This is a genomic window from Salmonella sp. JXY0409-18 (assembly GCF_020268625.1).
Lineage (GTDB): Bacteria > Pseudomonadota > Gammaproteobacteria > Enterobacterales > Enterobacteriaceae > Salmonella > Salmonella enterica.
This window is the reverse complement of sequence record NZ_CP084216.1, coordinates 1,827,621-1,840,448: the sequence shown is the minus strand read 5'-3', so window position 1 is coordinate 1,840,448 and position 12,828 is coordinate 1,827,621. Positions and strand designations below refer to the sequence as shown.

General features: G+C 50.9%; 14 protein-coding genes. 4 read left to right on the top strand and 10 right to left on the bottom strand.

Going from position 1 to position 12,828, the window contains the following annotated elements:
- Positions 1-77 precede the first annotated feature (77 nt).
- Together yodD and LDB27_RS08675 are read left to right on the top strand one after the other, a co-directional pair.
- Positions 78-305, top strand: coding sequence for a YodD family peroxide/acid resistance protein (gene yodD / locus LDB27_RS08680; protein ID WP_000844798.1), 228 nt, complete (start codon positions 78-80; stop codon positions 303-305).
- A 309-nt stretch (positions 306-614) separates the two neighbouring features.
- Positions 615-1,430, top strand: coding sequence for a mannosyl-3-phosphoglycerate phosphatase-related protein (locus LDB27_RS08675; protein ID WP_000948797.1), 816 nt, complete (start codon positions 615-617; stop codon positions 1,428-1,430).
- Here LDB27_RS08675 and dgcQ read toward each other — a convergent pair.
- The 3 genes from dgcQ to LDB27_RS08660 form a co-directional block, all read right to left on the bottom strand.
- Positions 1,409-3,121 carry a cellulose biosynthesis regulator diguanylate cyclase DgcQ gene (dgcQ, locus tag LDB27_RS08670; RefSeq protein ID WP_001119828.1) on the bottom strand — a complete coding sequence of 571 codons (1,713 nt, stop codon included), beginning with the start codon at positions 3,119-3,121 and terminating at the stop codon, positions 1,409-1,411. The two genes, LDB27_RS08675 and dgcQ, sit on opposite strands and share 22 nt — an antisense overlap.
- 164 nt (positions 3,122-3,285) lie before the next feature.
- Entirely contained in the window at positions 3,286-3,471 is a 186-nt protein-coding gene (locus tag LDB27_RS08665; protein WP_000232161.1) for a YodC family protein, read from the bottom strand.
- A 76-nt stretch (positions 3,472-3,547) separates the two neighbouring features.
- On the bottom strand, positions 3,548-4,465 hold the full coding sequence (locus LDB27_RS08660) for a DUF808 domain-containing protein (RefSeq protein ID WP_086011187.1): 918 nt from the start codon (positions 4,463-4,465) through the stop codon (positions 3,548-3,550).
- A 169-nt stretch (positions 4,466-4,634) separates the two neighbouring features.
- On the opposite strand from LDB27_RS08660, the gene yedA reads away from it, so the two are divergent.
- Entirely contained in the window at positions 4,635-5,555 is a 921-nt protein-coding gene (gene yedA, locus LDB27_RS08655) for a drug/metabolite exporter YedA (RefSeq protein WP_001212263.1), read from the top strand.
- Here the strand turns inward: yedA and LDB27_RS08650 are convergent.
- From LDB27_RS08650 to drpB, 4 genes are all read right to left on the bottom strand, one after another.
- Positions 5,544-6,014: a very short patch repair endonuclease gene (locus LDB27_RS08650; protein ID WP_000785978.1), complete on the bottom strand. Its 471-nt coding sequence runs from the start codon at positions 6,012-6,014 to the stop codon at positions 5,544-5,546. The two genes, yedA and LDB27_RS08650, sit on opposite strands and share 12 nt — an antisense overlap.
- Entirely contained in the window at positions 5,995-7,425 is a 1,431-nt protein-coding gene (locus LDB27_RS08645) for a DNA cytosine methyltransferase (RefSeq protein WP_001157312.1), read from the bottom strand. Before LDB27_RS08645 ends, LDB27_RS08650 begins: the two co-directional genes overlap by 20 nt.
- Before the next feature lie 73 nt (positions 7,426-7,498).
- Positions 7,499-8,194, bottom strand: a complete 696-nt coding sequence (locus LDB27_RS08640) for a phosphohydrolase (protein ID WP_000377042.1) — start codon at positions 8,192-8,194, stop codon at positions 7,499-7,501.
- A 91-nt stretch (positions 8,195-8,285) separates the two neighbouring features.
- Positions 8,286-8,585, bottom strand: coding sequence for a cell division protein DrpB (gene drpB / locus LDB27_RS08635; RefSeq protein ID WP_000107430.1), 300 nt, complete (start codon positions 8,583-8,585; stop codon positions 8,286-8,288).
- A 649-nt stretch (positions 8,586-9,234) separates the two neighbouring features.
- Between drpB and ompS1 the strand changes: the two genes are divergently transcribed.
- Entirely contained in the window at positions 9,235-10,431 is a 1,197-nt protein-coding gene (ompS1, locus tag LDB27_RS08630) for a porin OmpS1 (protein ID WP_023231006.1), read from the top strand.
- A gap of 260 nt (positions 10,432-10,691) precedes the next feature.
- Here the strand turns inward: ompS1 and LDB27_RS08625 are convergent, their stop codons facing one another.
- The 3 genes from LDB27_RS08625 to LDB27_RS08615 form a co-directional block, all read right to left on the bottom strand.
- The gene (locus LDB27_RS08625) at positions 10,692-10,880 is read right to left on the bottom strand and encodes a hypothetical protein (RefSeq protein WP_024131109.1); all 189 of its coding nucleotides are present in this window, start codon (positions 10,878-10,880) and stop codon (positions 10,692-10,694) included.
- A gap of 10 nt (positions 10,881-10,890) precedes the next feature.
- On the bottom strand, positions 10,891-11,103 hold the full coding sequence (locus tag LDB27_RS08620; protein WP_000208509.1) for a cold shock domain-containing protein: 213 nt from the start codon (positions 11,101-11,103) through the stop codon (positions 10,891-10,893).
- Between the two features lie 454 nt (positions 11,104-11,557).
- Entirely contained in the window at positions 11,558-12,826 is a 1,269-nt protein-coding gene (locus LDB27_RS08615; RefSeq protein ID WP_000457657.1) for a Y-family DNA polymerase, read from the bottom strand.
- Positions 12,827-12,828 lie beyond the last annotated feature (2 nt).

Sequence of the window (12,828 nt, the reverse complement as noted above, 5' to 3'; positions counted from 1 at the left end):
CAGCGCCTTGCCGGCGTGTTTGCTGGTTTTCTCAACGGTCTATACTTAGGCTGTCAGGAACCCGTGAGGTAGTGAAGATGAAAACGGCAAAAGAGTACAGTGATACGGCCAAGCGCGAAGTGAGCGTCGATGTAGATGCGCTACTGGCGGCCATCAATGAAATCAGCGAAAGCGAGGTTCACCGTAGCCAGGAAGATCCTGAGCGGGTGAGCGTAGACGGACGGGAATATCATACATGGCATGAATTAGCTGAAGCATTCGAGCTGGATATTCATGATTTTAGTGTAACAGAAGTAAACCGTTAAAAATGGCCGAAAAAAATCCCGGCCCTACGGGTCGGGATCAAACTTGCTTATGCAAGAAGCACTTGAAAATTCGTTACACCAGGAAATCTGATGTGAGATTTACCTTATCTGCAATTTTTTTGCATGACAAGTAAATATTTTTTACATGAATGATTAAGCACGCTAATAGTTCGGTAGCAAAAGTGTGACAACGCATGTGCTGCCTGGAAGCGACGGGATCGGTTCCAGTTAGCGTTCGACTTCTTTCGGGTGTGCTTTAGGACTTTTCCTGGAAATAAGCCCGCCGTTGCAACGGAAAATGAGGAAAAAATGCTCTCAATCCATGACCCCTTGCTGATTTTTACCGATCTGGACGGCACATTGCTGAACAGCCACACTTTTGAGTGGCAGCCCGCGGCCCCCTGGCTTACTCGCCTGCATGAAAGCGGCGTGCCCGTGATCCTCTGTAGCAGTAAAACCGCGGCTGAAATGCTCCAGCTCCAGACGACGTTAAATCTACAGGGACTGCCGCTGATTGCGGAAAACGGCGCGGTGATCCAACTGGACGTTCATTGGGAAGACCATCCCAACTATCCCCGTCTGATAGCCGGTATTTCTCACAACGAAATCCGCCTCGTCCTGCATAAGTTGCGTGAAAAGGAACAGTTTAAGTTCACCACGTTTGATGACGTTGACGATCAGGTGATAAGCGAATGGACGGGCCTAAACCGGGCACAGTCTGCCCTAACCCGTCTGCATGAAGCGTCGGTGTCGCTGATCTGGCGCGATAGCGATGAACGCATGGCGCAGTTTGTCGCCCGTTTAAATGACCTGGGACTGCAATTTGTCCATGGCGCCCGTTTCTGGCATGTGCTGGACGCCTCCGCCGGTAAAGATCAGGCTGCCAACTGGCTGATTGAAGCATATCGTCGGCAGTGGCGCACGCGCCCTCTGACGTTGGGGCTAGGAGACGGCCCCAATGATGCGCCCTTACTGGATGTGATGGATTATGCGGTTGTCGTTAAAGGGCTAAACCGGGAGGGCGTACATTTGCGTAACGACGATCCTCAGCGCGTCTACCGTAGCCAGAACGAAGGGCCGGATGGCTGGCGCGAAGGAATGGACTATTTCTTTTCCCGCTCCTGAGTCGCGTCGCTGGCGCAAATACGGTTACGTCCGGACTGTTTGGCGTAATAAAGCCGTTTGTCGGCCAGCGACTGCAACTGCTCAAAATCATAGTCGCCGTATTCCTCCGCGCTACTGATCCCCATTGACGCGCTGATACGAAGCGTCGTGCTTTTCGTCACCAGAATTTCTTTGTCATTAATGCGCTGGCGTATGCGTTCGGCAATCTGCAGCGCCTGCGCTTTCGTCGCGCCGGGCAGCACGATACAAAACTCTTCGCCCCCTACCCGTCCGGCGATGTCGTGCGCTCGAATGGTGCTGCCAATGAGCCCAGCGGCATGGGACAACACGCGATCGCCTGCCTGATGACCAAAGCGATCGTTAACGCTTTTAAAATAATCTAAATCCAGCTGTATCACAGAAAATGGCTGGCGGGCTTCCCGGTAGCGCTTTGCCAGCCTGGACGCTTTTTCAAACAGCGCGCCACGGTTATATAGCCGGGTCAGCGGATCGTGCCATGCCTGCCATTGCAGCGAATTTTGCAGAACAAACATGTTTTTGACCATATGTCGAATAACGCCCCAGGAGATCAACAGCATCGCCGTAAAAAGCACCCATAACAACGTCAGCGCGATACTAATACTGCCAAAATTCCCTTGTATGCCTTCACGTAATGTATGCACGCGCAGCAGGACGCCATCAAAATGATCCAGCCGCTCCCAGCTTACATAATGCGTTCCTAAACGCAGCCCGCCCAGGGTATCTTTTTCTATTTCACGCGCCAGTAAGGCGCGCTCACGGTCATTTAACGTATTCGCGGTTTGTTGTTCCGGCGCGGAGTCCGTCAACAAACGGAGATGGTTATCGTATAGCTGATATTCCCCTTCAATATCCTTTTCGGCCGCATCGCGCAGGAACCGCTGTAATGACGCGACGGGAATATCCATTGCCAGTACGCCATACCAGTAATTATCGTGATCCAGCGGTAGACTGGCTGTCACTTTTTTCTGCTCGTCAGCAACATAGGGCTGTGCGGAGGTAAACCACCGCACGCCGCGCTGTGGGTTACGCCGTTGGCTTTGCTCGATAAACCAGGGCTGGGTCACGTACTGATAGTAACGGGAGACAATATCGCTACCGTACGCCGTAGGGAGAGTTGAGAGGTAAAACCCTGAGCGAGAAACATACATCGTCTCCAGCGTCAGCATGGCGGATGAGCGCGCCAGACGCGCCAGATACCCTAACTCCAGCGTGGCGGTTAATTCATTTGCCAGGTCACGACTCTCCCGCGAAAGAAGCGTCGTCCGGGCGACAAATTGATCGGAAACGCCATATAACGGCAATGTCCGCCGCTTATCCAGCTCCAGTTGCCAGAAATGTCTGACGCGTCGTTGCTCAAACTGCGTCACCGCGCTTTGCAATGCGGAAAAAGCCAGCGGCGCCACCAGCGCTTCATGCATACCGTTGCGTAAAAAGATCAACCTGTCCATGTTGAATTGCAGTTGGCGGTCAAGGACATTCGCGACGCTCCCCAGATGATTGCGCTGACTGGCGACATACGCGTCTTTCAGTATCATCACTTCCCGCCAGGTAAGTAGCGTCGAGAACAGCATTACGATCAGAAAACAGGTGTTGACGACATGACCGGGACCAAAACGCCGCGCCAGCTTTTTAAACCAGCCTTGATTATCTAACAGTGTTTCGTGCGGCACCCTGGTAACTCCTGGTTATTGATACAACGCCCCCTGATGGCTTACGGTAGCCAGACCTCATCAAGGGATACCACTCAATCCTGGCATAACCAGGTAGCAGCATGTCGCAGCGCGACGACTCTTTTTCTCCACAGCAAAACGCCCGGCATTAACCGGGCGTTTTGTCATCGGGCTTCGTCCCGCACGCGCCTTTCCTTGCCTGGCACGAGCTCATTCTCATGGAATGCCTCCCGCTTTACGCCAAAACCATCATACCAGCGACACTCTACCATTCCGCTGGAATAACCGGTGACGATCATCCGGGGCCCACCCTCTTTCACGGTAACTTCCTCACTGACAGAAAAGACCATACCTGCCTCCTGTATCAGATGAAACGTTTTCACCTTAGACGAGGATGGGCAATTTTGCATAATTCATTGTAGAAAATCAGTGCGAAACACCGCGAATTTTCGCCACACCTTTCACCAGCGCCACCACAATGGCGCCGATAATAAAGCCGAGCATCAGATTCAGCCCCGCAGGGATCGTATGCGCCATGAAAGCCCCCTGCTGCTGCGCAAAATGTTCAATGGCATGGTGTAGCGGCGCAATACCGTGTACGACAATCCCGCCGCCGACCAGAAACATCGCCAGCGTACCGACAATGGATAATGCTTTCATTAACCAGGGCGCGATAATCAGTAATCCTTTACCGACGCCCTGCGCCAGCACGCTACGCTTTTCCGCCAGCCAGTACCCCATATCATCCAGTTTGACAATAATACCCACCAGGCCATACACGCCAATAGTCACAACCAAAGCAATCCCCGCCAGCACCAACACCTGATTAAGCAGCGGCGCCTGCGCGACAATCCCCAGGGTAATGGCCACAATTTCAGCGGACAGAATGAAATCGGTACGGATCGCCCCTTTTACTTTATCTTTTTCAAAGGCCAAAGGATCTTGTGCAGCCAGCGCCTCAAGACGTTTTTGCCGCTCCGCCGGGTCTTCTTTGTGTTTTCGCGCCTCAAAGGTATGCAGGACTTTTTCTACCCCTTCAAAGCAGAGAAACGCGCCGCCTAACATTAATAAAGGCGTAATGGCCCACGGGATAAATGCGCTTATCAGCAGCGCCAACGGCACCAGAATAACCTTGTTGATTAATGATCCTTTCGCCACGCTCCATACCACTGGCAGCTCGCGATTAGCACGAACGCCGGTCACCTGCTGTGCATTGAGCGACAGGTCGTCCCCCAGTACGCCCGCGGTTTTTTTCGCGGCCAATTTGCCCATTATCGAAATATCGTCCAGCAGCGTGGCGATATCGTCGAGTAATGTCAGTAAGCTACTTCCTGCCAAAATGATTTCCTCGGTCTTTTCTTCTAAGACGTTAAGTATGTAGCAAAACGCGCAATGCCGAAACCGGCGGCGCGGGTCAACGCCTTTTTATTCCAAAAGGACAATTATAATGCTCGCCAGCATAATAATTTTGACGTTTACTATATTCACCCTTTTTATTTCACCGTGAGTGATTATGCGTTTCCGGCAGTTATTACCTCTTTTTGGCGCGCTTTTTGCCTTGTACATCATTTGGGGGTCTACCTATTTTGTTATCCGCATAGGCGTTGAAAGCTGGCCGCCGCTGATGATGGCAGGCGTACGTTTTCTCTCGGCGGGGATGTTGCTCATGGCGTTTTTGCTGCTGCGCGGCGAAAAACTTCCGCCGCTGCGCCAGACCATCAACGCCGCGCTGATTGGTCTACTGCTGCTGGCGGTGGGTAACGGTCTGGTGACGGTGGCGGAGCATCAAAACGTGCCATCAGGCATTGCTGCCGTCGTGGTCGCCACTGTCCCGCTATTTACGCTGTGCTTTAGCTACTTTTTTGGTATTAAAACGCGCAAATTAGAATGGGTGGGGATTGCCATTGGACTTGCCGGGATTATTCTGCTGAACAGCGGCGGCAATTTAAGCGGCAATCCGTGGGGCGCGATTTTGATCCTGATAGGTTCGATGAGCTGGGCATTTGGTTCCGTTTACGGCTCGCGCATCGCCCTCCCTGTGGGCATGATGGCGGGCGCGATTGAAATGTTGGCGGCGGGCGTGGTATTGCTTTGCGCGGCGTTTCTTTCCGGCGAAAAGCTCGCCACGCTGCCTGGCTTATCGGGGTTTATGGCCGTCGGCTACCTGGCGTTGTTCGGTTCTATTATCGCCATTAATGCCTATATGTACCTGATTCGCAACGTCAGTCCGGCGCTGGCGACCAGCTACGCCTACGTGAATCCGGTTGTCGCCGTGTTACTTGGCACCGGCCTGGGCGGTGAGAGGTTATCGCCCGTTGAATGGGCTGCGCTGGGTGTGATTGTGTTTGCCGTAGTGCTGGTGACTCTGGGTAAGTACCTGTTTCCCGCCAGGGCGGTGGTCACGCCGTGTAAAACGGAAGATTCACGCCAGTAGATGAATCCCCTGGGTGTCAATCTGCGCGCTGGCGCCGCCGCCGCAGATCCACTCTTCCAGGCGCTCCGCCAACGCCGCGTCGCTCAATTTCGCTCGCCCGCGCAAGGCGCACTCCCAGACGATCAGCACCCGCCAGCCAAGCGCCTGTAAACGCTGAATATCGCGCTCATCGCGCTCAACGTTCTTACCGATTTTTTCCAGCCAGAAAGCCGTTCGCGTGGCCGGTACTTTGAACAGATAACAGTGGTGATGATGCCAAAAGCAGCCGTGAGTAAAAATCACACAATCATAGTCATTCACCACAAAGTCCGGCTTGCCCGGTAATGTCGCGTCCTGAGTATGAAACGTAATCCCCTGCGCGCTTAGCAGGCCGGCAAGACGTTTTTCAATAGCCGTATCGCGGGTCGCTATCGCGCGCATATTTTTACTGCGCGTGGCTTTATCGTGAACGTCCGCCATCTACCGTCTCTCTCTGACGCAGCGCCACCGCCTGGTGAATTTTGGGTTCCAGCAGCTTTGCTACCGCGGCAAATACCGGCACCACCACGGAATTGCCAAACTGGCGATAGGCCTGCGTATCCGAGACTGGTATCCTGAACTGGTACGTTTGCGGCGCCTCAAATCCCATTAAACGCGCGCACTCTCTCGGCGTGAGTCGGCGGGGACGATGTTGTTGGTTGCCAGCATCGTCGAAATTCACTTCGCCTTTCGCCATATCCCAACCACGATCGATCAGAATTTCGGCGCCATCTTTGTAGTAGCGAGCAGATAACGTGCGCGCCACACTTTCCGGATTGTCAGGATAAACCATGCCATAGCCAAAACCGTTTCCCCGCGCCTGGTGCTTTTTCGCGTAGCGATATAAATATTTCCACAGCACCGGCGTCAGGATATATTTGGCTTCGACGACGGGCTCCAGCAGTTCTGCCAGCGTCGGACGGCGCGGTGGATAACAGCGGGCGATATTGCGTAACGTAAAATCGGTTTTCAGGTTTAAATCGCGGCGGAATCCCACCAACACAATACGTTCCCGATGCTGAGGAAGAAAGTGCTGCCCGTCGATAATTTTCGGATCGTCCGGGCCATTGTCAGCGGCATCCGCCACGTCATATCCCAGTTCATCGAGCGTTTGCATAATAATGCGGAAGGTGTTGCCCTGGTCGTGACTTTTAAGGTTTTTCACATTTTCCAGCACAAACAGCGCGGGGCGGCGAGCGTCGATAATTCTTACGACATCAAAAAATAACGTCCCCTGAGTCTCGCAGGCAAAGCCGTGGGCGCGGCCCAGCGCATTTTTCTTGGAAACGCCCGCCAGAGAAAATGGCTGACAGGGAAAGCCCGCCAGCAGGACATCATGTTGCGGAATATGCTGGCGAATGTGTTCCGCCGCCTCATCATCGCTGACCCCTTCCCGGTGGCTCAACGTGATATCGCGGATATCTTCATTAAAGCGATGTTGCAGCGGATCGCAAAAATAGTTCGCTTTATATGTCCGTACCGCGTGCTTATTCCATTCGCTGGTAAACACGCACTGTCCGCCTATCGCTTCAAATCCGCGGCGAATGCCGCCGATGCCCGCGAAGAGATCGATAAAACGAAAGGCGTAATGTGGATGATGCGCTGGCGGCGTCGGCAACCCTGTTTTAAGACAGGTGAGTTCATTGTCGCTCAAACGATGCCATGCCGCGTTCATCATTACGCGCTTTAAGATGGCCGGGCTCCAGTGCTGTTCGCCCAGGCCGTTAAGGTGCGCCACCAGCGTTTTAACATCGTAGATTTCCAGCAATTGACTCAGCATCGCCTGGATCTCGCTTCCGGCGTCGTCGGCGATGAGGTTCCGGGCGTGTGTTACTGAAATATTTTCCTGCATACATTTAACCGGCCAAAAATAATTGCCGACAGACTAACATAAAATGACGCGGTTTACGTTTCAGCGGCAGGGGTTACTGATGCGTAGCAAACATCTGGATGACCGCCTCATCCCGTGTTTCATAGTCGCCTTTCAGCTCAGCGCTCAGTTTCGCCATGTACGACACCAGAAAATCCGCATTACGCTGCGCCAGGTACTTGCCCCGTTCGGTCTGCATCGTCAGCGGCAGTTTCAGCAGTTTGGTTTGAAAATGGTCGAGCGCGAATTGCTTATCGTTAAGAGGCCGTCTGTCGGCAAAGGGATCGTCGGCATCAAACAGCGCTACGCCCAGCGCGCCGGAGACCGCAAAGACCCGCGCCAGACCAATGGCACCCAATGCCTCCAGCCTGTCTGCATCCTGCACGATTTTTGCCTCTGGCGTGGTGGGCGCAATTTTTGCGCTGAAACTATGCGCTTCGATAGCATGACAAATGCCCGCCAGTTTTTCTGCCGGAAAGTCAGGAAAATCCCGCAGAAAAATACGCCGGGTTTCTGCCGCCGCCAGAATGGAAGAACGATGCCGCTGCGGATGATTTTTCGCCAGGCTGACGATGTCATGGAAATAACATGCCGATAGCACCACCAGCCAGTCGACAGGACTGTTTTCCCCCAGCGTTTGCGCGGTTGCCCAAACACGACGAAAATGGAAGATGTCATGGGCGGCATCCTGTTCCTGATGGTGGTGACGTAGCCAGTCTTCAAACTGCGATTGCCAGTATCCTGAGTCCATACGCCCTCTCTTTATAGCAGACCATTTTTATTACATGCCTGAGCACAGGGTTCGCTATCCTGACATATCCGCCACCACTTTACATCCCTGCTTACTTGCGCGTTTCTGGCTTAGTGTCGGCGGGATAAGCCCTGTTTTTGCGAGGCCGGGTATACCAGGCAATACTCCCCAGAATAAGCCAGACGACGCCCAGCGAAAGCGCGTTAAGCCATTTTTCCGTTGCGCTGCCAGGAGTGCTGATTGGGCCGAGAACCGGCTCGGTTTGTATGGCGGACATCAGCCACACGCAACGCGCCATCGCCCAGATGAAGTAGCCGCAAAAGGTATAAAAAACCCATAACGCTAATTTGCCACCCATGCTACGGGTGGCGTTGTCCTCCCTGGTACTCAAACTTTACTCCGCTTTTGTGATGTAAGTCATATGACATTAATTACATTATAATGTGACATTAGTCACATTTCGACCATAAAATACCTTATCCACCTGTTCTGGTTATTCATTCCACAAATAGTTTATTCTCAGATAATGTTACGTCAGGCGCTGAACCTGCTGTTAAATAAGGGAATGGTGATTGAATCGCACTCTGATGCAGAATAACCCATAACCAGAACAACTTATTTTTACGCACCGCGATAGCGTTTTATTTTATTAGCATTAAGTGTCAGAATGATTCGGTTATTAGCCTTTTATCATTTATTTTATCATTACCCACATTACCGGCATTTATGCCGGTTTTTTTTATGCTTTTTCATAATCAAATCATGAAATACATATAAAAAACAAATTATATTCACGCCAAAAAACATCAAATAAAAACACATAACCCATTGATAAAAAATGATAATTATAGAATATATATTCTTAGTTACTTATATAGTCTGTATTATAAAAAACCAAACAGAAACAAATTGAAATATTTTAAATACCTTTGTTACATGTTATTTTTTAAATTCCATGAACTTCATAGAATAGTATCAATTTGTAGTTTTGTTGAAGTGGCTACATATTCATATAAATTATTATCATAAGGGAATACATAATGAACAGAAAAGTTCTGGCACTGCTTGTCCCGGCGTTATTAGTGGCAGGCGCAGCAAATGCGGCTGAAATTTATAATAAAAATGGCAACAAACTCGACCTGTACGGCAAAGTTGATGGTCTGCGTTACTTCTCTGACAATGCAGGCGACGATGGCGACCAGTCCTACGCCCGTATTGGCTTTAAAGGCGAAACGCAAATCAACGATATGCTGACCGGCTATGGTCAGTGGGAATACAACATTAAGGTAAACACCACCGAAGGCGAAGGTGCAAACTCCTGGACTCGTCTGGGCTTTGCCGGTCTGAAATTCGGCGAGTACGGCTCTTTCGATTATGGCCGTAACTATGGTGTTATCTACGACATTGAAGCCTGGACCGATGCGCTGCCGGAATTCGGCGGTGATACTTATACCCAGACCGATGTCTATATGCTGGGCAGAACCAACGGCGTTGCTACCTACCGTAATACCGACTTCTTCGGTCTGGTGGAAGGCCTGAACTTCGCGTTGCAGTACCAGGGTAATAATGAAGATCCTGGCGCAGGCGAAGGAACAACCAACGGCAGCGATGCAGATAGTGGTACTCGCAAACTGGCCCGTGAAAACGGCGACGGTTTCGGTATGTCTACCTCCTACGACTTTGACTTCGGGTTAAGCCTGGGGGCGGCCTACTCTTCCTCTGACCGTACGGACAATCAGGTTGCTAGTGGGCGTGGTGATGGCCATCATTACTATGGCAATAGCTATTCCGGCGGTGAAACTGCCGAAGCCTGGACCGTAGGTGCCAAATATGACGCCTACAATGTTTACCTGGCGGCCATGTACGCTGAAACCCGCAACATGACCTATTATGGCGGTGGCGATGGCGGTGGCGGCGGTATCGCTAACAAAACCCAGAACTTTGAAGTGGTTGCGCAGTATCAGTTCGATTTCGGTCTGCGTCCGTCCATCGCCTACTTGCAGTCTAAGGGCAAAGATTTAGGCGGCCAGGATATGGATAGCCGTGGTAACTATCGTTACACCGACAAAGATCTGGTTAAATATGTTGACGTTGGTATGACTTACTACTTCAACAAAAATATGTCCACCTACGTTGATTATAAAATCAACCTGCTGGACGAAGATGATGACTTCTACGCAAACAACGGTATTGCAACCGATGATATCGTAGGTGTTGGTCTGGTCTACCAGTTCTAAGACGCTTTATGTTATTCAAGCCCGTGCTTAGCGCGGGCTTGTTATTATAGGGCAAGAATTAAATAACGGATAACGGCGCAAAGACAGGTGACCTGGTTTCATCGGATAGATGAGGACAATTTCGCTCTTTTCAGGCGCTGTCTGCAAGAGAAATAACACTTTTGGGGAAAGGAAAATGCCACTATAGATGATGGATGCCAGCGTCTATAGATGATAATCATCCGGGCATAAAAAAAGCTCCTGTACGGAGCTGATATGAATTATTTTCTAAAATCTGGCGGAACCTGTCCTGAGCGAATGTATAATCCAACATTATCAAAAGTGATCATGGTTGACTTACAAAAAATACATTTCGCGCCAAATGGGTTTTGCTCAGTAACATCGAATGTCGATGTTCTGTATTGTGAACCATGGCAACATGGACACCGGAAGTGAATTTTATTAGTAATATCAGATACCTTAAAGCGCCACAACGTTGACCGCTGATGGACCTTTTGGTCCCTGCTCTACTGAAAACTCCACTTCCTGATTTTCATTCAGAGTGCGGAATTCATTACTTTGAATGGCGGAAAAATGCACAAACACATCTTTGCTGCCATCTTTAGGCGTAATGAAACCAAAGCCCTTTTCAGGGTTAAACCATTTTACTAAACCAGTGATTTTCGTCGTCATAATATTGTTACCTTTTGAATGAGCCCTTGGGCAAAATGGCCTGAAGAAAATTATCAGAGAGAAAAAAACCTAAAGGAGATCTCAAGAGGAACAAATGATGAGAAATATTACAATCACTACTTCAGATAAGTTTGTATCAAACCGCACAACCATTAACGCATGGTTAACTGCACATAGCAAGCTTTAGTTTTGTTAAAAAAATATTAATTGTTTTTTAGCATTATCACGCTGATTGCCATACTCTTTTTATCCATGCCCGTCGCTACGGCTGAAACCTGGCGTAAATAAGTTACGTCTCCCAACGCCTACCTGGCAATAAACGCGCCACATTTTCTGATGTCGTAAACCAGAATACATGCGCATCATCGTGAGAGGTTCCTGTGATCTTGTGCGACCAAAACCGGTTAGAGAACGGGGATGATTTGGCAACTATCTCATGCATTGATCGCACAAGTTACTTAACACGCAGTAGATCAGAGTATCTTGTGGTGTACCGAGGCGAAAGCATTTCTCGCTTCATAGCCCACTGTTGCGACATCCCCTGCCCGGCGAAGTACAGCGTCCCCTTCCCGGCTTTTGCGTTAAGATGGTCCAGTACTTCCATCAACTTCGCACTACCGGCGCGCGGCGCGTTATCGTCGAAAAGGTTGAGTTGCGCTACGCCCTGACTGAAGAAGTCACCCAGCATCACCCCCGCTTTCTGGTAGCGATGGCCGTCGCGCCATATTTTATCCAGGCACTTCACAGCCGCATTGATAATGTCGCGTGAATCCTGCGTGGGGGTGAGAAGCGTCACCGCGGCGCTGTTACCGTAGTAGGGCTTGTTCAGGGCAAAGGGTGATGTTTTGACGAATGTTGAAATGAAACGGCAGTACTGGTGCTCGCCGCGGAGTTTTTCTGCCGCGCGCGCAGCGTAGCTGTAAACAGCCTGGCGCATTTCCTCATAGTCTGTGACCCGCTCGCCGAAAGAGCGGCTACAAACGATTTCCTGCTTTGCCGGCGCAAACTCTTCAAGCTCCAGACATGGCTCTCCGCGAAGCTCTCTCACGGTACGCTCCAGCACGACATTGAAGTGTTTCCTGATGATCCAGGTACTTTGTTCAGAGAGATCGAGAGCAGTCTTGATGCCCAGGGCATTGAGCTTCTTACTGATGCGCCTGCCGACACCCCAGACATCCTCTACGGGTATCAGGGCCAGTAGCCGACGCTGGCGATCGATGTTCGATAGGTCAACCACCCCGCCGGTCTGGCGCTGCCACTTTTTCGCAGCATGGTTAGCCAGCTTGGCAAGGGTTTTCGTCTGGGCAATGCCTACACCGACAGTCAGGTGCGTGCGCTTCAGGACCGTCGCTCTTATCTCGCGCCCGAAATCTGTCAGATCCCGGCAGTTTCGTACTCCCGTCAGATCACAAAAAGCCTCATCAATGCTGTAAATTTCTACCCGCGGCGCCATCTCCTCGAGTGTGGTCATTACCCGGTTCGACATATCAGCGTAAAGCTCGTAATTACTGCTGAAGCAAACAACACCGGATCGCCGGAAGCGTTCTTTCTGTTTGAAGAATGGCTCACCTGGTGCGATACCAAGCTGTTTCGCCTCGGCGCTACACGCGATAACGCAGCCATCATTGTTTGATAACACCACCACCGGTCGGCCACATAAATCAGGACGAAAGACCGTTTCGCAGGAGGCGTAAAAGCTATTAACATCGCAGAGCGCGAACATAA

Bases quoted from the DNA above. Each gene is read 5' to 3' on its own strand.
- LDB27_RS08615 (WP_000457657.1), bottom strand. From the start codon at position 12,826: ATGTTCGCGCTCTGCGATGTTAATAGCTTTTACGCCTCCTGCGAAACG.
- yedA (WP_001212263.1), top strand. From the start codon at position 4,635: ATGCGTTTCCGGCAGTTATTACCTCTTTTTGGCGCGCTTTTTGCCTTG.
- LDB27_RS08650 (WP_000785978.1), bottom strand. From the start codon at position 6,014: ATGGCGGACGTTCACGATAAAGCCACGCGCAGTAAAAATATGCGCGCG.
- LDB27_RS08620 (WP_000208509.1), bottom strand. From the start codon at position 11,103: ATGACGACGAAAATCACTGGTTTAGTAAAATGGTTTAACCCTGAAAAG.
- yodD (WP_000844798.1), top strand. From the start codon at position 78: ATGAAAACGGCAAAAGAGTACAGTGATACGGCCAAGCGCGAAGTGAGC.
- LDB27_RS08645 (WP_001157312.1), bottom strand. From the start codon at position 7,425: ATGCAGGAAAATATTTCAGTAACACACGCCCGGAACCTCATCGCCGAC.
- LDB27_RS08640 (WP_000377042.1), bottom strand. From the start codon at position 8,194: ATGGACTCAGGATACTGGCAATCGCAGTTTGAAGACTGGCTACGTCAC.
- LDB27_RS08665 (WP_000232161.1), bottom strand. From the start codon at position 3,471: ATGGTCTTTTCTGTCAGTGAGGAAGTTACCGTGAAAGAGGGTGGGCCC.
- LDB27_RS08675 (WP_000948797.1), top strand. From the start codon at position 615: ATGCTCTCAATCCATGACCCCTTGCTGATTTTTACCGATCTGGACGGC.
- ompS1 (WP_023231006.1), top strand. From the start codon at position 9,235: ATGAACAGAAAAGTTCTGGCACTGCTTGTCCCGGCGTTATTAGTGGCA.